General features: G+C 44.6%; 8 protein-coding genes and 6 rRNA genes. All 14 read left to right on the top strand.

The window, feature by feature from the left end:
• Window positions 1–63: 63 nt before the first annotated feature.
• The 14 genes from ABIE66_RS01835 (at window position 64) to ABIE66_RS01900 (ending at window position 21,974) form a co-directional block, all read left to right on the top strand.
• Window positions 64–1,395 (top strand): NCS2 family permease, encoded by a 1,332-nt coding sequence (locus ABIE66_RS01835; RefSeq protein ID WP_289318820.1) that lies wholly within the window; start codon window positions 64–66, stop codon window positions 1,393–1,395.
• A gap of 154 nt (window positions 1,396–1,549) precedes the next feature.
• Complete coding sequence (gene glcT / locus ABIE66_RS01840; RefSeq protein ID WP_289318821.1) at window positions 1,550–2,392, top strand: glucose PTS transporter transcription antiterminator GlcT; 843 nt, start codon at window positions 1,550–1,552, stop codon at window positions 2,390–2,392.
• 214 nt (window positions 2,393–2,606) lie between these two features.
• Window positions 2,607–4,676 (top strand): glucose-specific PTS transporter subunit IIBC, encoded by a 2,070-nt coding sequence (ptsG, locus tag ABIE66_RS01845; RefSeq protein WP_370013684.1) that lies wholly within the window; start codon window positions 2,607–2,609, stop codon window positions 4,674–4,676.
• Window positions 4,677–5,096: 420 nt separating this feature from the next.
• Window positions 5,097–6,647, top strand: a 16S ribosomal RNA gene (locus ABIE66_RS01850).
• Window positions 6,648–6,822: 175 nt separating this feature from the next.
• Window positions 6,823–9,755, top strand: a 23S ribosomal RNA gene (locus ABIE66_RS01855).
• Between the two features lie 64 nt (window positions 9,756–9,819).
• A 5S ribosomal RNA gene (gene rrf, locus ABIE66_RS01860) occupies window positions 9,820–9,935 on the top strand.
• Between the two features lie 552 nt (window positions 9,936–10,487).
• Window positions 10,488–12,038, top strand: a 16S ribosomal RNA gene (locus ABIE66_RS01865).
• A gap of 175 nt (window positions 12,039–12,213) precedes the next feature.
• Window positions 12,214–15,146 (top strand): 23S ribosomal RNA (locus ABIE66_RS01870).
• 64 nt (window positions 15,147–15,210) lie between these two features.
• Window positions 15,211–15,326 (top strand): 5S ribosomal RNA (gene rrf, locus ABIE66_RS01875).
• The 16S, 23S and 5S rRNA genes sit together here, the layout of an rRNA operon.
• A gap of 229 nt (window positions 15,327–15,555) precedes the next feature.
• Window positions 15,556–16,706 (top strand): IS3 family transposase gene (locus ABIE66_RS01880; RefSeq protein ID WP_370013685.1). Its coding sequence is split into 2 segments (ribosomal slippage): window positions 15,556–15,805 and window positions 15,805–16,706, totalling 1,152 coding nucleotides; the frame shifts between segments, so codons are not numbered across the junction.
• A gap of 771 nt (window positions 16,707–17,477) precedes the next feature.
• Entirely contained in the window at window positions 17,478–18,683 is a 1,206-nt protein-coding gene (locus ABIE66_RS01885; RefSeq protein WP_370013686.1) for an MFS transporter, read from the top strand.
• 56 nt (window positions 18,684–18,739) lie between these two features.
• Window positions 18,740–19,501: a type I 3-dehydroquinate dehydratase gene (aroD, locus tag ABIE66_RS01890; protein WP_370013687.1), complete on the top strand. Its 762-nt coding sequence runs from the start codon at window positions 18,740–18,742 to the stop codon at window positions 19,499–19,501.
• A 66-nt stretch (window positions 19,502–19,567) separates the two neighbouring features.
• The gene (gene aroE / locus ABIE66_RS01895) at window positions 19,568–20,452 is read left to right on the top strand and encodes a shikimate dehydrogenase (protein ID WP_289318825.1); all 885 of its coding nucleotides are present in this window, start codon (window positions 19,568–19,570) and stop codon (window positions 20,450–20,452) included.
• A gap of 313 nt (window positions 20,453–20,765) precedes the next feature.
• The gene (locus tag ABIE66_RS01900; protein WP_289323474.1) at window positions 20,766–21,974 is read left to right on the top strand and encodes an MFS transporter; all 1,209 of its coding nucleotides are present in this window, start codon (window positions 20,766–20,768) and stop codon (window positions 21,972–21,974) included.
• Window positions 21,975–21,988 lie beyond the last annotated feature (14 nt).

Raw genomic sequence — 21,988 nt, forward strand, 5'->3', positions numbered from 1 at the left:
CGTTCGGAAGCGAATGGGGCATTTGTCTGTTGGCTTACGATCTTATGATAGGGGAGACTCATAATGAAAAATTATTTTCGGTTTAATGAGCTGGGAACTAATTATCGCCGTGAAATACTTGGCGGACTAACTACGTTCCTTTCGATGGCATATATCCTGGTTGTTAACCCTGTGATGCTGACTTTACAAAGCATCGAGGACTATCCAGATGAATTGAGAATGGACTACGGAGCCGTTTTTGCAGCGACTGCCTTAGCAGCTGCGATTGGCTCGATATTGATGGGGCTCATAGCCAGATATCCAATATCGCTGGCGCCAGGAATGGGATTGAATGCTTTCTTCGCTTTCACCGTTGTACTTGGTTTTGGAATCCCTTGGCAGACTGCTTTAACAGGGGTATTGATTTCAGGGATTATCTTCGTTTTGCTTTCCCTATCGGGAATACGGGAGAAAATCATTAATGCAATTCCAGTCGAACTTAAATACGCAGTTGGAGCTGGTATCGGCTTATTCATTACTTTTGTAGGGTTTCAAAATGCTGGAATCATCACGAATGATGACAGCGTCCTTGTCGGATTGGGTGACTTAACCTCAGGAAATACTTTATTGGCTGTTTTTGGAATTGTCGTAACCGTCATTTTGATGACGAGAGGCGTTAAAAGTGGCGTGTTCATAGGAATGGTCATTACAGCCATTGCAGGAATGATCTTTGGGCAAGTGCCGGTGCCGGAGAAAATAATCGGTGCCGTTCCTAGCATTGCTCCTACTTTCGGAGTTGCATTCGATGCCTTCGGAAATCCCGGTGATCTCTTCACTGGTCAAATGTTAATCGTGATATTGACTTTTCTGTTCGTAGCTTTCTTTGATACAGCCGGTACGTTGGTGGCTGTTGCGCAACAAGCTGGACTGATGAAGGATAATGTACTTCCTAGAGTGGGAAAAGGATTACTTGCCGATTCATTATCCATCGTTTCAGGTGCAATTCTTGGTACTTCCACCACTACATCTTATGTAGAGTCAACATCGGGTGTTGCTGCTGGTGCTCGAAGTGGTTTTGCGGCTGTAGTAACCGGTTTGCTGTTTGTCCTATCCCTTTTCTTCTTCCCGCTTCTTTCGGTGGTGACATCTGCGGTGACTGCGCCGGCATTAGTTATAGTCGGAGTATTAATGGCATCTTCACTTAAAAATATTGACTGGCAGAAGTTCGAAATTGCTGTTCCAGCCTTCTTTACCGTTATCATGATGCCCATGACATATTCAATTGCGACAGGGATAGCTTGTGGATTCATCTTCTATCCGATCACGATGTCGATGAAAGGAAGGGCTAAAGAAGTTCACCCGATCATGTGGGGTCTTGGAGTCGTCTTCCTTCTATATTTCATTTTCTTGAAGTAATAATGCGAGTGAGTAAGAAGAGCCCTGACTTTTGGGGCTCTTCTTTCATGTTGTAAGAGAAAGCTCATATCGTGTATAGTAAAAGTACTAAGTACTAAGCACTTTATCCTGTATGGGGCATAGGGATGACTTTGAGAAAAAATGAGGGAGAAAAATGAATGGTTTTATCGTTGAAAAGGTTTTGAACAATAACGTGGTGATAGCCACGCATCCGACGTATGGTGAAGTCGTCTCTATTGGAAAGGGCTTGGGCTTCAACCGAAAGAAAGGTGAAGAGTTAAGTCCGGAACTTGCGGAGAAAACGTTCGTTCTGAAAAATGTTAAGGAACAGGAAAGTTACAAAAAACTTTTGCCGCAGATCGATCAAAATCTTCAAGCAGCCATTATAGAATCCATTCATCTCATTAACGATCGAGTAACCGGAAAACTCAATGAACATATACATGTCGGTTTAACAGATCATTTACTGTTCGCCCTTCAGCGTGTTTCACAAGGAATGACTATCAAAAACCCATTCTTGAAAGAAACGATAACCCTTTATCCTTTTGAACATGATATTGCTGTTGATGTAATCGACTTAATTCAAGATAAGACAGGCATAGGCCTACCCCAAGGGGAAATCGGTTTCATTACCCTTCATATTCATAGTGCAATAGCAAATAAAGACTTATCGGAAGTCAATCAGCATTCGCAGTTAATCTATCATCTTATTCAAGTCGTTGAAGAACAGCTAAACGTAAAAATTAATAAGGAAAGCATTGATTATACACGTTTGGTCCGTCATTTAAGATTCATGATAGACAGGGTTTTGGCTGGGGAAATGGTCGATGAACCTGAAAAAATTGCATTGCTATTGAAAGAAGAATATCCTTTGTGTTACAATATCTCATGGAAGCTAATAAAAATTATGCAGCAGAAATTAGGCAGACCGGTTTGTGATGCGGAAGCTGTCTATCTAACGATGCATATCCAACGATTACAAAAGAAAATCAAATAAAAATACATTAACTTACGTGTTACTGATTCGATCAGGCATAAGTGAGGAGAATGATTGTTATGAAAGAGGGTATTATATACCTGAACTTCATTTCAATCCTATCTTTGCTTATGCCTTTTTTTGTATTCGAATTCTGTTGCGTGGGAAGATGAATTCCATCGTTAAATGTAACCGTTTTATTAGCGTGGAAAAATAGTAAAGAGGAGGAAAACCTATGTTTAAGAAGTTGTTTGGTGTTTTGCAAAAAATCGGAAAAGCTTTGATGCTTCCTGTAGCCATTTTACCAGCGGCGGGAATTTTACTTGCTTTTGGTAATGCATTGCAAAACGAGACTTTGTTGGATATCGCCCCGTTTCTTGCAAGTGGCGGAGTTGAAATGGTCGCATCGGTCATGGAGAATGCTGGGAATATTATTTTTGGGAATCTTCCCTTATTGTTTGCTGTGGGGGTCGCGATTGGTCTAGCTGGCGGAGATGGTGTTGCCGGGCTGGCGGCGATTATCGGGTTCTTGATTATGAATGTAACAATGGGAACTGTTCTTGGCATTGACGCTGCAGACATTGCGAAAAATGGTGCGGTGTATAGCAATGTTCTGGGAATCCCAACGTTGGGAACAGGCGTGTTCGGCGGTATTATTGTCGGTGTCATGGCTGCTGTTATGTATAATAAATTTTATGAAATTGAACTGCCTTCTTATTTAGGATTCTTTGCAGGTAAACGTTTTGTACCCATTGCAACGGCTGCAAGCGCAGTTATTCTTGGGTTGATGATGATTTTAGTTTGGCCGACGATTCAATCGGGGCTAAATTCATTTTCCGAAAATATGTTGGGTGCTAACCTGACTCTGGGAGCTTTAGTGTTCGGGATTGTAGAACGTGCGTTAATTCCGTTTGGACTGCATCATATCTTCTATTCTCCATTCTGGTTTGAATTTGGCAGCTATATCCCTCAAGGCGGGGGAACGCCAGTCAGGGGTGACCAAGCCATCTTCATGGCGCAAATTAAAGATGGCGTACAGAATTTAACGGCAGGTACCTTCATGACTGGTAAATATCCGTTCATGATGTTCGGATTGCCAGCTGCAGCTTTGGCCATTTATCATGAAGCAAGACCGGAACGAAAGAAAATTGTCGGTGGCTTGATGGCTTCGGCGGCACTTACATCTTTCTTGACGGGGATTACTGAGCCTCTTGAATTTGCCTTCTTATTTGTTGCACCGATACTTTTCGGGATTCACTGTCTGTTTGCAGGTCTATCATTCATGACCATGCATTTACTGGATGTGAAAATCGGGATGACGTTTTCGGGTGGTTTGATCGATTACGTACTGTTTGGTTTAATTAATCCTCAAACCAATGCATGGATCGTTATCCCAGTTGGTTTAGTTTTTGCGGTTATCTATTACTTTGGATTCCGATTTGCGATAAGGAAGTTTAACCTTAAAACTCCTGGCCGTGAAGTGGAAGAGGACGAGGAAACTGAAGGGTCTGCAAGTACAGCTGGAAGTCTACCTGGGGATATCTTGGAAGCCATGGGTGGAAAAGAAAATATTTCTCACTTAGATGCTTGCATTACTCGCCTTCGTGTATCAGTGAATGATATCGGTAACGTTGATAAAAATAGATTGAAGAAACTTGGTGCCGCTGGAGTTCTGGAAGTGGGCAATAACATTCAGGCAATTTTCGGACCTCGTTCAGAAACAATCAAAGGGCAAATGAAAGATATCATCGATGGAAAAAGGCCTCGTAAAGTAGAAGCGTCTCCTGAAGTAGGCGTGGAAAACCAAATCGAGGATATCGTCCCGAAACCTTTAAGGACGGATGAAGTTTCCGAACGCTTTATTTCACCTATTAAAGGGGAATTAAAACCGATTACGGAAGTGCCTGATCCAGTCTTTGCTGAAAAAATGATGGGTGATGGGTTTGCCATTTTACCGGAGGAAGGTTTGGTCGTTTCTCCTGTAGATGGTACGATCGTTAACCTATTCCCGACTAAACATGCAATAGGTATCGTTTCCGATGCTGGACGTGAAATCTTAGTACATGTCGGGATCGATACAGTTAAGTTAGAAGGCAAAGGCTTTGAAGCTCTTGTCGCTCAAGGAGATAAAGTGACAAGCGGACAGCCGTTGCTTAAAGTCGATTTAGAGTATGTCAAAAACAATGCCACCTCTATTATTACGCCAATCGTCTTTACCAATCTTTCCGAAGGTGAAAGTGTGAAGATTGAGAAGGCCGGAAATGTAGATAGAGAAGAAGCGGACGTAATTTCTATCAATAAATAAACTTTCAAGAACAGGAGGGTAGCTATAATTAGCTGCACTCCTGTTTTTGTTTATTCATTAGTAAGGTCGGGAATTAGGGACATTAAATTCTCTTTGCTTCGAAATACCATTAATAGAAAGAAGGAGTATATATAGAAGGAGGTGGTAGTTTTAAAAAAAGAAGGAATTTTTTTTGAGAATTAAATTGACTTGTCTGTATGCAAGTGCTAATATATTAAATACACCGCTTGAGACATTAAAGGCAGCGAGAGAAAATGAAAACTTGTTGTTGACATGGTGTTCGAAAGGTGTTACACTAATTAAGTCGCTAAAGAAGCGATGCAAAATATTGCTCTTTGAAAACTGAACAAAACAAAGCGCCAACGTTAAATTTTAAGTGAGCACACACTATCAAAAAAGCAAATGAGCAAGTCAAACATTTCTTCGGAGAGTTTGATCCTGGCTCAGGACGAACGCTGGCGGCGTGCCTAATACATGCAAGTCGAGCGAATCGATGGGAGCTTGCTCCCTGAGATTAGCGGCGGACGGGTGAGTAACACGTGGGCAACCTGCCTATAAGACTGGGATAACTTCGGGAAACCGGAGCTAATACCGGATACGTTCTTTTCTCGCATGAGAGAAGATGGAAAGACGGTTTCGGCTGTCACTTATAGATGGGCCCGCGGCGCATTAGCTAGTTGGTGAGGTAATGGCTCACCAAGGCGACGATGCGTAGCCGACCTGAGAGGGTGATCGGCCACACTGGGACTGAGACACGGCCCAGACTCCTACGGGAGGCAGCAGTAGGGAATCTTCCGCAATGGACGAAAGTCTGACGGAGCAACGCCGCGTGAACGAAGAAGGCCTTCGGGTCGTAAAGTTCTGTTGTTAGGGAAGAACAAGTACCAGAGTAACTGCTGGTACCTTGACGGTACCTAACCAGAAAGCCACGGCTAACTACGTGCCAGCAGCCGCGGTAATACGTAGGTGGCAAGCGTTGTCCGGAATTATTGGGCGTAAAGCGCGCGCAGGTGGTTCTTTAAGTCTGATGTGAAAGCCCACGGCTCAACCGTGGAGGGTCATTGGAAACTGGGGAACTTGAGTGCAGAAGAGGAAAGTGGAATTCCAAGTGTAGCGGTGAAATGCGTAGAGATTTGGAGGAACACCAGTGGCGAAGGCGACTTTCTGGTCTGTAACTGACACTGAGGCGCGAAAGCGTGGGGAGCAAACAGGATTAGATACCCTGGTAGTCCACGCCGTAAACGATGAGTGCTAAGTGTTAGAGGGTTTCCGCCCTTTAGTGCTGCAGCTAACGCATTAAGCACTCCGCCTGGGGAGTACGGCCGCAAGGCTGAAACTCAAAGGAATTGACGGGGGCCCGCACAAGCGGTGGAGCATGTGGTTTAATTCGAAGCAACGCGAAGAACCTTACCAGGTCTTGACATCCTCTGACAACCCTAGAGATAGGGCTTTCCCCTTCGGGGGACAGAGTGACAGGTGGTGCATGGTTGTCGTCAGCTCGTGTCGTGAGATGTTGGGTTAAGTCCCGCAACGAGCGCAACCCTTGATCTTAGTTGCCAGCATTCAGTTGGGCACTCTAAGGTGACTGCCGGTGACAAACCGGAGGAAGGTGGGGATGACGTCAAATCATCATGCCCCTTATGACCTGGGCTACACACGTGCTACAATGGATGGTACAAAGGGCTGCAAACCTGCGAAGGTAAGCGAATCCCATAAAGCCATTCTCAGTTCGGATTGTAGGCTGCAACTCGCCTACATGAAGCCGGAATCGCTAGTAATCGCGGATCAGCATGCCGCGGTGAATACGTTCCCGGGCCTTGTACACACCGCCCGTCACACCACGAGAGTTTGTAACACCCGAAGTCGGTGAGGTAACCTTTATGGAGCCAGCCGCCTAAGGTGGGACAGATGATTGGGGTGAAGTCGTAACAAGGTAGCCGTATCGGAAGGTGCGGCTGGATCACCTCCTTTCTAAGGATAATTACGAGAGCGCTTTTGTTTTGTTCAGTTTTGAATGAGTAATTCATTCAGATAGGGAAGAAAAACATCACGATGTGATGGATTCTTTCTGCTTTGTTCCTTGAAAACTAGATAATAGATAGAAGGCAATTAATTTTTTTCAAAGCATCTGTAAGATCTTTTTAACGGTTAAGTTAGAAAGGGCGCACGGTGGATGCCTTGGCACTAGGAGCCGATGAAGGACGGGACTAACACCGATATGCTTCGGGGAGCTGTAAGTAAGCTTTGATCCGGAGATTTCCGAATGGGGAAACCCACTGTTCGTAATGGAACAGTATCTTTACCTGAATACATAGGGTACTGAAGGCAGACCCGGGGAACTGAAACATCTAAGTACCCGGAGGAAGAGAAAGCAAATGCGATTTCCTGAGTAGCGGCGAGCGAAACGGAATTAGCCCAAACCAAGAGGCTTGCCTCTTGGGGTTGTAGGACACTCAACATGGAGTTACAAAGGAACGGGGTAAATGAAGTGACCTGGAAAGGTCCGTCAAAGAAGGTAAAAACCCTGTAGTTGAAACTTCGTTCCCTCCTGAGTGGATCCTGAGTACGGCGGGACACGAGAAATCCCGTCGGAAGCAGGGAGGACCATCTCCCAAGGCTAAATACTCCCTAGTGACCGATAGTGAACCAGTACCGTGAGGGAAAGGTGAAAAGCACCCCGGAAGGGGAGTGAAATAGATCCTGAAACCGTGTGCCTACAAGTAGTCAAAGCCCGTTAATGGGTAATGGCGTGCCTTTTGTAGAATGAACCGGCGAGTTACGATTTCATGCGAGGTTAAGTTGATAAGACGGAGCCGCAGCGAAAGCGAGTCTGAATAGGGCGAATGAGTATGAGGTCGTAGACCCGAAACCAGGTGATCTACCCATGTCCAGGGTGAAGTTCAGGTAACACTGAATGGAGGCCCGAACCCACGCACGTTGAAAAGTGCGGGGATGAGGTGTGGGTAGCGGAGAAATTCCAATCGAACCTGGAGATAGCTGGTTCTCTCCGAAATAGCTTTAGGGCTAGCCTCAAGATGAGAGTATTGGAGGTAGAGCACTGATTGGACTAGGGGCCCCCAACGGGTTACCGAATTCAGTCAAACTCCGAATGCCAAATACTTATTCTTGGGAGTCAGACTGCGAGTGATAAGATCCGTAGTCGAAAGGGAAACAGCCCAGACCACCAGCTAAGGTCCCAAAGTATACGTTAAGTGGAAAAGGATGTGGAGTTGCTTAGACAACCAGGATGTTGGCTCAGAAGCAGCCACCATTTAAAGAGTGCGTAATAGCTCACTGGTCGAGTGACTCCGCGCCGAAAATGTACCGGGGCTAAACGTATCACCGAAGCTGTGGATTGACACCATTAGGTGTCGATGGTAGGAGAGCGTTCTAAGGGCGTTGAAGTCAGACCGGAAGGACTGGTGGAGCGCTTAGAAGTGAGAATGCCGGTATGAGTAGCGAAAGAAGGGTGAGAATCCCTTCCACCGAATGCCTAAGGTTTCCTGAGGAAGGCTCGTCCGCTCAGGGTTAGTCGGGACCTAAGCCGAGGCCGAAAGGCGTAGGCGATGGACAACAGGTTGATATTCCTGTACCACCTATACATCGTTTGAACGATGGGGGGACGCAGAAGGATAGGGTAAGCGCGCTGTTGGATATGCGCGTCCAAGCAGTTAGGCCGGAAACGAGGCAAATCCCGTTTCCATTAAGGCGGAGCTGTGATGGCGAGGGAAATATAGTACCGAAGTTCCTGATTCCACGCTGCCAAGAAAAGCCTCTAGTGAGATGTAAGGTGCCCGTACCGCAAACCGACACAGGTAGGCGAGGAGAGAATCCTAAGGTGTGCGAGAGAACTCTCGTTAAGGAACTCGGCAAAATGACCCCGTAACTTCGGGAGAAGGGGTGCTTTTTAGGGTGAATAGCCCGGAAAAGCCGCAGTGAATAGGCCCAGGCGACTGTTTAGCAAAAACACAGGTCTCTGCGAAGCCGCAAGGCGAAGTATAGGGGCTGACACCTGCCCGGTGCTGGAAGGTTAAGGGGAGAGGTTAGCGCAAGCGAAGCTTTGAACCGAAGCCCCAGTAAACGGCGGCCGTAACTATAACGGTCCTAAGGTAGCGAAATTCCTTGTCGGGTAAGTTCCGACCCGCACGAAAGGTGTAACGATCTGGGCACTGTCTCAACGAGAGACTCGGTGAAATTATAGTACCTGTGAAGATGCAGGTTACCCGCGACAGGACGGAAAGACCCCGTGGAGCTTTACTGCAGCCTGATATTGAATTTTGGTACAGCTTGTACAGGATAGGTAGGAGCCTGAGAAGCCGGAGCGCTAGCTTCGGTGGAGGCGTTGGTGGGATACTACCCTGGCTGTATTGAAATTCTAACCCGCGCCCCTTATCGGGGTGGGAGACAGTGTCAGGTGGGCAGTTTGACTGGGGCGGTCGCCTCCTAAAGAGTAACGGAGGCGCCCAAAGGTTCCCTCAGAATGGTTGGAAATCATTCGTAGAGTGTAAAGGCACAAGGGAGCTTGACTGCGAGACCTACAAGTCGAGCAGGGACGAAAGTCGGGCTTAGTGATCCGGTGGTTCCGCATGGAAGGGCCATCGCTCAACGGATAAAAGCTACCCCGGGGATAACAGGCTTATCTCCCCCAAGAGTCCACATCGACGGGGAGGTTTGGCACCTCGATGTCGGCTCATCGCATCCTGGGGCTGTAGTCGGTCCCAAGGGTTGGGCTGTTCGCCCATTAAAGCGGTACGCGAGCTGGGTTCAGAACGTCGTGAGACAGTTCGGTCCCTATCCGTCGCGGGCGCAGGAAATTTGAGAGGAGCTGTCCTTAGTACGAGAGGACCGGGATGGACGCACCGCTGGTGTACCAGTTGTCTTGCCAAAGGCATAGCTGGGTAGCTACGTGCGGACGGGATAAGTGCTGAAAGCATCTAAGCATGAAGCCCCCCTCAAGATGAGATTTCCCATGGCGCAAGCTAGTAAGATCCCTGAAAGATGATCAGGTTGATAGGTCAGAGGTGGAAGCGTGGCGACATGTGGAGCTGACTGATACTAATAGATCGAGGACTTAACCAACGCTTTATAAAAAATGAAATACCTTCTTATTATCTAGTTTTGAAGGAACAACGTTCCTGATATGTTTGGTGACGATAGCGAAGAGGTCACACCCGTTCCCATTCCGAACACGGCAGTTAAGCTCTTCAGCGCCGATGGTAGTTGGGGGTTTCCCCCTGTGAGAGTAGGACGCCGCCAAGCCATTTCAAAGATCAGCCATCCGGCTGATCTTTTTTTGCATTTATAAGGACGTGTACAATATATGAAGACTTATAAGGTTTTTTTAGGATACCTTGGAGTTCTGTCTGAATTATATTTATTAAAGTCGTGTTTTTTATCCTTAAGCCAACGGGGATCAGATAGATATAGACCCTTCATTCAGAAAAAGAATTATTTATTTTGAAATGTGTTGACTTTAAAGTGAAATTGGATTAATATAAATAAGCACCAACTGAGACAAACGAACAACTTCATCCGCTTTTGGTAGATTACCAAAACAAAAATAATAACTATTGACTTCTTACTATGAAAATGATAAGATGAAATGGTCGCTGAAAAACACAGCGATTTAAAATAAGTTTAAAACTTCGCAGAAGTTGACAACTAATCAATAAGATGTTATGATGAATAAACAAGCCGTTCGAAAGAACGATTGTGAAATTGCTCTTTGAAAACTGAACAAAACAAAGCGCCAACGTTAAATTTTAAGTGAGCACACACTATCAAAAAAGCAAAATGAGCAAGTCAAACATTTCTTCGGAGAGTTTGATCCTGGCTCAGGACGAACGCTGGCGGCGTGCCTAATACATGCAAGTCGAGCGAATCGATGGGAGCTTGCTCCCTGAGATTAGCGGCGGACGGGTGAGTAACACGTGGGCAACCTGCCTATAAGACTGGGATAACTTCGGGAAACCGGAGCTAATACCGGATACGTTCTTTTCTCGCATGAGAGAAGATGGAAAGACGGTTTCGGCTGTCACTTATAGATGGGCCCGCGGCGCATTAGCTAGTTGGTGAGGTAATGGCTCACCAAGGCGACGATGCGTAGCCGACCTGAGAGGGTGATCGGCCACACTGGGACTGAGACACGGCCCAGACTCCTACGGGAGGCAGCAGTAGGGAATCTTCCGCAATGGACGAAAGTCTGACGGAGCAACGCCGCGTGAACGAAGAAGGCCTTCGGGTCGTAAAGTTCTGTTGTTAGGGAAGAACAAGTACCAGAGTAACTGCTGGTACCTTGACGGTACCTAACCAGAAAGCCACGGCTAACTACGTGCCAGCAGCCGCGGTAATACGTAGGTGGCAAGCGTTGTCCGGAATTATTGGGCGTAAAGCGCGCGCAGGTGGTTCTTTAAGTCTGATGTGAAAGCCCACGGCTCAACCGTGGAGGGTCATTGGAAACTGGGGAACTTGAGTGCAGAAGAGGAAAGTGGAATTCCAAGTGTAGCGGTGAAATGCGTAGAGATTTGGAGGAACACCAGTGGCGAAGGCGACTTTCTGGTCTGTAACTGACACTGAGGCGCGAAAGCGTGGGGAGCAAACAGGATTAGATACCCTGGTAGTCCACGCCGTAAACGATGAGTGCTAAGTGTTAGAGGGTTTCCGCCCTTTAGTGCTGCAGCTAACGCATTAAGCACTCCGCCTGGGGAGTACGGCCGCAAGGCTGAAACTCAAAGGAATTGACGGGGGCCCGCACAAGCGGTGGAGCATGTGGTTTAATTCGAAGCAACGCGAAGAACCTTACCAGGTCTTGACATCCTCTGACAACCCTAGAGATAGGGCTTTCCCCTTCGGGGGACAGAGTGACAGGTGGTGCATGGTTGTCGTCAGCTCGTGTCGTGAGATGTTGGGTTAAGTCCCGCAACGAGCGCAACCCTTGATCTTAGTTGCCAGCATTCAGTTGGGCACTCTAAGGTGACTGCCGGTGACAAACCGGAGGAAGGTGGGGATGACGTCAAATCATCATGCCCCTTATGACCTGGGCTACACACGTGCTACAATGGATGGTACAAAGGGCTGCAAACCTGCGAAGGTAAGCGAATCCCATAAAGCCATTCTCAGTTCGGATTGTAGGCTGCAACTCGCCTACATGAAGCCGGAATCGCTAGTAATCGCGGATCAGCATGCCGCGGTGAATACGTTCCCGGGCCTTGTACACACCGCCCGTCACACCACGAGAGTTTGTAACACCCGAAGTCGGTGAGGTAACCTTTATGGAGCCAGCCGCCTAAGGTGGGACAGATGATTGGGGTGAAGTCGTAACAAGGTAGCCGTATCGGAAGGTGCGGCTGGATCACCTCCTTTCTAAGGATAATTACGAGAGCGCTTTTGTTTTGTTCAGTTTTGAATGAGTAATTCATTCAGATAGGGAAGAAAAACATCACGATGTGATGGATTCTTTCTGCTTTGTTCCTTGAAAACTAGATAATAGATAGAAGGCAATTAATTTTTTTCAAAGCATCTGTAAGATCTTTTTAACGGTTAAGTTAGAAAGGGCGCACGGTGGATGCCTTGGCACTAGGAGCCGATGAAGGACGGGACTAACACCGATATGCTTCGGGGAGCTGTAAGTAAGCTTTGATCCGGAGATTTCCGAATGGGGAAACCCACTGTTCGTAATGGAACAGTATCTTTACCTGAATACATAGGGTACTGAAGGCAGACCCGGGGAACTGAAACATCTAAGTACCCGGAGGAAGAGAAAGCAAATGCGATTTCCTGAGTAGCGGCGAGCGAAACGGAATTAGCCCAAACCAAGAGGCTTGCCTCTTGGGGTTGTAGGACACTCAACATGGAGTTACAAAGGAACGGGGTAAATGAAGTGACCTGGAAAGGTCCGTCAAAGAAGGTAAAAACCCTGTAGTTGAAACTTCGTTCCCTCCTGAGTGGATCCTGAGTACGGCGGGACACGAGAAATCCCGTCGGAAGCAGGGAGGACCATCTCCCAAGGCTAAATACTCCCTAGTGACCGATAGTGAACCAGTACCGTGAGGGAAAGGTGAAAAGCACCCCGGAAGGGGAGTGAAATAGATCCTGAAACCGTGTGCCTACAAGTAGTCAAAGCCCGTTAATGGGTAATGGCGTGCCTTTTGTAGAATGAACCGGCGAGTTACGATTTCATGCGAGGTTAAGTTGATAAGACGGAGCCGCAGCGAAAGCGAGTCTGAATAGGGCGAATGAGTATGAGGTCGTAGACCCGAAACCAGGTGATCTACCCATGTCCAGGGTGAAGTTCAGGTAACACTGAATGGAGGCCCGAACCCACGCACGTTGAAAAGTGCGGGGATGAGGTGTGGGTAGCGGAGAAATTCCAATCGAACCTGGAGATAGCTGGTTCTCTCCGAAATAGCTTTAGGGCTAGCCTCAAGATGAGAGTATTGGAGGTAGAGCACTGATTGGACTAGGGGCCCCCAACGGGTTACCGAATTCAGTCAAACTCCGAATGCCAAATACTTATTCTTGGGAGTCAGACTGCGAGTGATAAGATCCGTAGTCGAAAGGGAAACAGCCCAGACCACCAGCTAAGGTCCCAAAGTATACGTTAAGTGGAAAAGGATGTGGAGTTGCTTAGACAACCAGGATGTTGGCTCAGAAGCAGCCACCATTTAAAGAGTGCGTAATAGCTCACTGGTCGAGTGACTCCGCGCCGAAAATGTACCGGGGCTAAACGTATCACCGAAGCTGTGGATTGACACCATTAGGTGTCGATGGTAGGAGAGCGTTCTAAGGGCGTTGAAGTCAGACCGGAAGGACTGGTGGAGCGCTTAGAAGTGAGAATGCCGGTATGAGTAGCGAAAGAAGGGTGAGAATCCCTTCCACCGAATGCCTAAGGTTTCCTGAGGAAGGCTCGTCCGCTCAGGGTTAGTCGGGACCTAAGCCGAGGCCGAAAGGCGTAGGCGATGGACAACAGGTTGATATTCCTGTACCACCTATACATCGTTTGAACGATGGGGGGACGCAGAAGGATAGGGTAAGCGCGCTGTTGGATATGCGCGTCCAAGCAGTTAGGCCGGAAACGAGGCAAATCCCGTTTCCATTAAGGCGGAGCTGTGATGGCGAGGGAAATATAGTACCGAAGTTCCTGATTCCATGCTGCCAAGAAAAGCCTCTAGTGAGATGTAAGGTGCCCGTACCGCAAACCGACACAGGTAGGCGAGGAGAGAATCCTAAGGTGTGCGAGAGAACTCTCGTTAAGGAACTCGGCAAAATGACCCCGTAACTTCGGGAGAAGGGGTGCTTTTTAGGGTGAATAGCCCGGAAAAGCCGCAGTGAATAGGCCCAGGCGACTGTTTAGCAAAAACACAGGTCTCTGCGAAGCCGCAAGGCGAAGTATAGGGGCTGACACCTGCCCGGTGCTGGAAGGTTAAGGGGAGAGGTTAGCGCAAGCGAAGCTTTGAACCGAAGCCCCAGTAAACGGCGGCCGTAACTATAACGGTCCTAAGGTAGCGAAATTCCTTGTCGGGTAAGTTCCGACCCGCACGAAAGGTGTAACGATCTGGGCACTGTCTCAACGAGAGACTCGGTGAAATTATAGTACCTGTGAAGATGCAGGTTACCCGCGACAGGACGGAAAGACCCCGTGGAGCTTTACTGCAGCCTGATATTGAATTTTGGTACAGCTTGTACAGGATAGGTAGGAGCCTGAGAAGCCGGAGCGCTAGCTTCGGTGGAGGCGTTGGTGGGATACTACCCTGGCTGTATTGAAATTCTAACCCGCGCCCCTTATCGGGGTGGGAGACAGTGTCAGGTGGGCAGTTTGACTGGGGCGGTCGCCTCCTAAAGAGTAACGGAGGCGCCCAAAGGTTCCCTCAGAATGGTTGGAAATCATTCGTAGAGTGTAAAGGCACAAGGGAGCTTGACTGCGAGACCTACAAGTCGAGCAGGGACGAAAGTCGGGCTTAGTGATCCGGTGGTTCCGCATGGAAGGGCCATCGCTCAACGGATAAAAGCTACCCCGGGGATAACAGGCTTATCTCCCCCAAGAGTCCACATCGACGGGGAGGTTTGGCACCTCGATGTCGGCTCATCGCATCCTGGGGCTGTAGTCGGTCCCAAGGGTTGGGCTGTTCGCCCATTAAAGCGGTACGCGAGCTGGGTTCAGAACGTCGTGAGACAGTTCGGTCCCTATCCGTCGCGGGCGCAGGAAATTTGAGAGGAGCTGTCCTTAGTACGAGAGGACCGGGATGGACGCACCGCTGGTGTACCAGTTGTCTTGCCAAAGGCATAGCTGGGTAGCTACGTGCGGACGGGATAAGTGCTGAAAGCATCTAAGCATGAAGCCCCCCTCAAGATGAGATTTCCCATGGCGCAAGCTAGTAAGATCCCTGAAAGATGATCAGGTTGATAGGTCAGAGGTGGAAGCGTGGCGACATGTGGAGCTGACTGATACTAATAGATCGAGGACTTAACCAACGCTTTATAAAAAATGAAATACCTTCTTATTATCTAGTTTTGAAGGAACAACGTTCCTTTATTGTTTGGTGGCGATAGCGAAGAGGTCACACCCGTTCCCATTCCGAACACGGCAGTTAAGCTCTTCAGCGCCGATGGTAGTTGGGGGTTTCCCCCTGTGAGAGTAGGACGCCGCCAAGCCATTTCAAAGATCAGCCATCCGGCTGATCTTTTTTTGTGTTCTGGATAGAAGACCGGATAAGATCATTAGGCTTTATGAAGAGAAAAAAATATGAATTCCATTTATCATCCTTATAGGAAATAAGGGCAAATGTGTTACAGCATTACTTAGTCAGAGTGGAGTTAGTATAGTTTCATGGACACATTTTAGTTAAGTCCTTACAATGATTTTTGAGAGGATGTGTCCGTCTTGGAACGTAAGAATACAGGTAAAAAATACAATAATGAATTCAAGAAGACTATTGTAGATCTTTATCACTCGGGTAATTCGGTCAAAGAATTAAGCGGCGAATATGGCGTATCAGAAGTTACCATTTATAAATGGGTTAAAGAATTTACTCCAATCGGTTTAGGGGAAGAGTCCATGACTCCAAAGGAATTAGCCGCCATTCAAAAGGAAAACCTTCGGTTAAAGCAAGAAGTTGAAATCTTAAAAAAGGCTATGGCCATATTCGCGAAAAAGTAACCGAAACAGATCTTACCGAATTTATTGAGGAACACAAGAAACAATATCCCGTACAGAAGATGTGTGAAATACTAGAAATCCCAAGAAGCAGCCATTATCAGTCCCTTCAAATAGTCGTATCAAATCGCGAACAGGAAAACCAAGAACTCACGAAGGAAATTCATCTCATTTACCTGGAAAGCAAGGGACGATATGGGGCTCCAAAGATTCATGAAAGCTTATTAACCAAAGGGTTTTCCCTAAGTCTAAAGCGTGTTCAACGCTTAATGAGCAAGGCGAGAATTCGTTCTATTACTAAGAAAAAATACCGTCCCTATCCATCTAAAGAAAAGGTTATTCAATTGGATAATTTGTTAAAACGAGACTTCACTACTCAGACCATTAATGAGAAATGGGTAGCAGATATTACGTATATCCATACGTTAAAAGACGGATGGTGTTATTTAGCTTCGGTATTAGACCTTCATTCTAAGAAAATAGTAGGGTATTCATTTTCTCGTTCAATGACGACAGAACTGGTCATAAAAGCTTTCAATAACGCACACCTATCACAAAAGCCCTCGGAGGGCTTAGTTCTTCATACCGATCTTGGCTCACAATATACAAGCAGTGAGTTTACTCAACATATCCAAAACCATCATATTAAGCAATCCTTTAGTCAGAAAGGTTGCCCGTACGATAATGCCTGTATTGAATCCTTTCATGCCCTATTAAAGAAGGAAGAAGTCAACCACGTACGATATCTAGACTATCAAACAGCTAAATTAGCGATGTTCCAATTTATTGAAGGTTGGTATAACCGAAAAAGAATTCACAGCAGCTTGGGTTATCAAACCCCACAAGCCATTGAAGATCGAATTAGGAATACAGCTTAAGATTTAACTTTTTAGTGTCCAAAATATTGACTCAAATCCAGAGATTGAACAAAGTAATTTATAATAATTTAGAAGACAGATGATTAACTCGAGTGAAAAATTCAACTTTATAACTTCAATTACAAAAAGTTGCAACATTGGATTTAAATCAGAAGCACTTCATTTATTTTAGCTAAAAAGAAATTTATTCAGAAACTGGTAACTAAAAAAGTAAGGAATATCGAAATAGAAGAAACTAATTTTAAGAGATAGTATGCCTTGTGCCATATTAAATAAAAATATTCATCATCATGTATGAACAGTACCAAAAACAAGCTATGGCTGAACTATTAAGATAAGGATGATATTTGGTGAGCACTTCAAAATTCAGAGATGGTTAATAAGGAACAGTGTTTTAGGACTGCTTCATGAGTTTGACACAATGAAATTAGCGCAGTATAATAATTCGAGTAGAACGATATACTAAAAAAGTTAACTAAATTACTTCAGCATAAGCGCTAAAATTCAATACTATTGGATTTATAAACTTATTGATAAGAATAGTGTTAGTAGAACGATATACTAACTATTAAGAAAAATTAGTAGAACGATATACTAGCTAAAATCTAGTAGAACGATGTACTAACTGGAGTCGGTTACTTAGAGGTTTATTGTTTTTTATTTGAAAGTAATTTGTTTCTTGAATTTATGATATGGGGCAAGGGGGAAACTTCTGAAAGGCTAAAGAATCAAATTGAATTTCGATCATTAATAACTATAGGGGTGTGTTTCATGAAAAATCCATTTATAAAAATGGCAACAGGTTTATATATTAGTTATTTTATTTTAGGCATGATCAATATTATCATTGGATCTAATATGGAAAATTTATCTGAACAATTAAACACAAGTGCATCGGGGATAAGCTACTTGGTCTCTGCTATAGGAATCGGTAAGTTAGTTTCTTTGTTTTTCGCCGGTAGACTGTCGGATAAATTAGGAAGGAAGCCATTTGTCGTTTCAGCATCTTTTATCTACCTGATCTTCCTCATAGGTATACCTTTGGCTCCTAACTATACATTGGCATTTATATTTGCTGTTTGTGCTGGTATTGCAAACTCATTTTTGGACGCTGGTACGTATCCTGCGCTTATTGAGGCTTTTCAAAAGAAAGCAGGTTCCGCTACCGTATTAATAAAAGCGTTCGTTTCAGTCGGTGCCGCACTTCTCCCATTTATCATGGCGTTCTTTATAGCTAGAGATATGTTTTACGGGTATACATTCTTCTTAATGGCTGCTGTTTACCTTGTTAACGGATTCTTCTTGCTCAAGGTTTCATTCCCGAATCATAAAGCTCCTAGTCATGTCCAAGATGAAAAACAAGCTGCAACGGTTCAACACCAATTCCTATCAAAACCGAAGTTTGCTCAGGAAGGATTGGCCGTCATACTTTTAGGCTTCACATCAACTGCTTTATTCATGCTGGTTCAAGTCTGGCTCCCGAACTTTGGACAAGAGGTATTGGGGCTAACCCAGGCTAAGGCTGTTCAATTGCTTAGTTACTATAGCGTCGGCTCCCTTGTTTCTGTCATTTTACTGGCGGTACTATTGAATAAAGTAATTAAGCCTATTACCGTCATGATCATCTATCCAATCATTGCAGCACTATCTTTATTGTCACTCATATATATCCAGCAACCATTTATGACTGTTTTGAGCGCTTTCTTCATTGGACTTTCAACTGCAGGAGTGTTCCAATTAGCCATGACAATAATTACCGAATTCTTCCCAGCCAATAAAGGGACGATTACTTCTTATGTAAACATTGCAGCTAGTTCAGCTTTTATCATCATACCTTTCGTTACAGGTATCATTTCTAAGAGTGCCGGTTTAACTGCAGTCTTCTTGTTTGATGTGGCAATTGCGGTAGTCAGTATTTTATTGGCCGTATTCGTTGCCTATCGATATAAAAAGGTAATTAAGATTTCATCCAATTAAGTGGTAAAGCGAACATCAATCACCACTGATGATAATGATAAAAGGGGGAAACATCCATGCAAACAATCACGATCAAAGACGTAACGATCGGAGAAGGGGTTCCAAAGATCATCGTTCCGCTTATGGGGACCACTGAAAAAGAACTACTGAAAGAAGTTGAAACGGTAAATGCTTTAGAGCCGGATATCATTGAGTGGCGAGTGGATGTCTTTGAACAAGTTGAGAGCTTAGAAGCCGTTTCGGAAATGATTTCAAAACTTAGACGTGCTGTACCTAGTACATTGCTGCTTTTCACTTTTAGAAGCCATAAAGAAGGCGGGAACAAGGAAATCACCGATGAACATTATTTTCAACTGCTTCATACAGCAATTAGAACGAAGAATATTGATCTTGTCGATGTTGAGTTATTTTTTGAAGAGTCGTCAGTGAAGGAGACTGTAAAAATAGCTGAGGAAAATGGCGTATACGTAGTGATGTGTAACCATGATTTCGATAAGACACCAGAAAAAGAAGAAATCATATACCGTTTGCGTAAAATGCAGGAATTTGGAGCTCATATTCCAAAAATCGCTGTAATGCCCCAAAGTGTTGGTGATTTACTCATTTTATTAGATGCAACCCATACGATGAAAACAAAGTATGCCGATCGTCCGTTCATTACGATGTCAATGTCGGGTACAGGTCTGGTAAGTAGATTATCAGGCGCGGTGTTTGGATCTGCTTGTACATTCGGTGCCGGAAAAGAAGCATCTGCCCCAGGACAAATTCCTGTTAATCAATTAAGAAGTGTATTGGAGATCATTGATCAAAATATTTAATTCAAAATTTCTTCCAAGAAGGAATTTATATAAATTTTTCAAATTAACCACCAGGGGGAATAGAACATGGAAAATCTAGGACGTATCAATGGAAAAACAGAATTGGTAGGGTTGCTTGCAACACCTATCGGACATTCTTTGTCACCAGCCATGCATAATTTAGCTTTTGATAAATTAGGATTGAATTGCGCCTATTTAGCATTTGAAGTCGGAAATGAACAATTGGAAGATGCAGTCAAAGGGATGCGTGCATTAAATGTAAAAGGATTTAACGTATCCATGCCTAATAAAATGAAAATACTTCCTTATCTTGACGAGTTGGCAGACAGTGCTAAATTTTCTGGGGCCGTTAATACAGTTGTCAATGTCGATGGGAAATTCGTGGGTCACAGTACCGATGGAATGGGTTATACTCGGAACCTAAAAGAACATGGTATAAATATTAAAGGTAAGAAAATGACTCTTATCGGTTCTGGTGGGGCTGCTACTCCTATCGCTATTCAATCTGCTCTAGAAGGTGTGGCGGAAATCAGCATTTTTGCTCGTGATGATGCTTTCTACCCGCAAGCAGAAGAAAATGTACGAATCATCAATGAAGATATGAAGCACTTAAACGTGAAAGCAAATGTATACCCTCTTGAAAATGTTGAGCAATTAAGGGCTGAAATCGCAACTAGTGATATTTTGGCAAATGGAACTGGCGTTGGCATGAAACCACTTGAAGGCTTAAGTGTCATTCAAGATGAATCCATGCTACGTCCTGATTTAATCGTAACAGACGTTGTTTACATTCCCCGCAAATCGAAACTAATGGAACAAGCTGAGGCTGCGGGTGCTACAGCAATTAATGGTCTTGGGATGATGCTATGGCAAGGTGCATTGGCCTTTGAATTATGGACAGGTCAACAGATGCCTGTAGATTACATCAAAGAGCAAATGTTTGCAGAATAATATGATTCCACTCTCGAGATTATTCTCCATTTTATCGTAATAGAGGTTTTTTCATACTTGAAGTGCATCATTGTTAAAGGATAAAAGTACTTACAAATGAGTGCAGAAAACCTCGGAGCTAAGAAATGCAGGGAGTGAAGTCCCTTGTTTTTCTTAGCGTTTTTTTTTGAAAAGTGGTTTTCATTTAAATGGATAACATAAAGGGGAGACTTAATTCAAAATGTATTTATAGAAAAATATTTTATTACTGTATTTTTGGATTATAAGGTCAAGGGAGAAACATCACATCGTGACTTATTATAGGGGTGTAATAATGAAAAATCAGTATTTTAAAGCGGCATCCAGCATGTATATTAACTATTTTCTGCTGGGTATGGTCAATATAATCCTCGCCTCAAACATGTCCTCCTTAACAGAGCAATGGGATACGGATTCTACTGGCATCAGTTATCTTATTGCCGCAATAGGAATAGGGAGATTACTCACGTATGGTCTCACGGGAGTATTATCAGATAAATTTGGAAGAAAGCCTTTAATTATTGTCTCCTCAATTGTAATGGGAGTTTTTCTAATTGGGATTCCATTTTCCCCCACATATGAAATGGCCTTTGTATTTGCTTTACTTGCGGGTATTTCCAACTCAGCCATGGATGCTGGTACATATCCAGCTCTAACTGAAATGTTTCCTAATTCTGCAGGTTCCGCCAGTGTTATGGTTAAGGCTTTTGGTTCCCTAGGTGCAACCATCTTACCATTCATCATCTTGTTTCTTTCCAAGAACCAATTATTTTACGGATTTGCATTTATATTACCGGCCGTCATCTATTTCGTTAATATGTTTTTTGTGATGTCGGTTTCATTTCCAAAAAGCAAGTCCGGTCCTGTCAGTAATGAGGATGATTTGCAATTGAACAGGTTCATAACTGAACCTAAATTTTGGAGCGAAGGACTGGCGCTAATCATAATTGGATTTACATCAACTGCGTTATTTACAGTTTCACAAATCTGGTTACCGAGTTTCGGACATGAAGTTGCAGGGATGTCCACATCAGGTTCGATTAAATTACTGAGCTATTATGGTGTTGGATCACTCATTTCCGTCCTGCTACTATCCGTCTTATTAAACAAATGGATTAAGCCCGTGACGGTGATATTGCTTTATCCAATGATTACTTTACTGACAGTAATCATCATATTAACGGTTCATTCACCTATGGTCTTAAGTATTACCTCCTTTTTCCTTGGAGCCTCGACAGCTGGGATATTTCAATTAACCATTGCAATAATGACTGAACTTTTCTGGAGGAAAAAAGGAACTGTAACAGGGATCGTTGCGACGGCCTCAAGTTTGGCGAGCGTCATTTTACCAATTGCAACGGGTCTGATCGCCAAGAGTGGGGATATATCTCACATATTTCTATTCGATTGTTTTATTGCAACATTAGGTATCCTAGCTGCAGCATTTGTTAATTATCGGTATAAAAAATTGACACAGCACCAGACTATATTTAACCATGGATAATGAATGGTGACGGA

The organism is Peribacillus sp. B2I2, from assembly GCF_041261685.1.
In the GTDB taxonomy this organism is placed as follows: Bacteria; Bacillota; Bacilli; order Bacillales; family DSM-1321; genus Peribacillus.

What these genes read in the sequence shown, in the direction of transcription:
- ABIE66_RS01900 (WP_289323474.1), top strand. Translation starts at nt 20,766, where the DNA reads ATGAAAAATCAGTATTTTAAAGCGGCATCCAGCATGTATATTAACTAT.
- aroE (WP_289318825.1), top strand. Translation starts at nt 19,568, where the DNA reads ATGGAAAATCTAGGACGTATCAATGGAAAAACAGAATTGGTAGGGTTG.
- ABIE66_RS01835 (WP_289318820.1), top strand. Translation starts at nt 64, where the DNA reads ATGAAAAATTATTTTCGGTTTAATGAGCTGGGAACTAATTATCGCCGT.
- aroD (WP_370013687.1), top strand. Translation starts at nt 18,740, where the DNA reads ATGCAAACAATCACGATCAAAGACGTAACGATCGGAGAAGGGGTTCCA.
- glcT (WP_289318821.1), top strand. Translation starts at nt 1,550, where the DNA reads ATGAATGGTTTTATCGTTGAAAAGGTTTTGAACAATAACGTGGTGATA.
- ptsG (WP_370013684.1), top strand. Translation starts at nt 2,607, where the DNA reads ATGTTTAAGAAGTTGTTTGGTGTTTTGCAAAAAATCGGAAAAGCTTTG.
- ABIE66_RS01885 (WP_370013686.1), top strand. Translation starts at nt 17,478, where the DNA reads ATGAAAAATCCATTTATAAAAATGGCAACAGGTTTATATATTAGTTAT.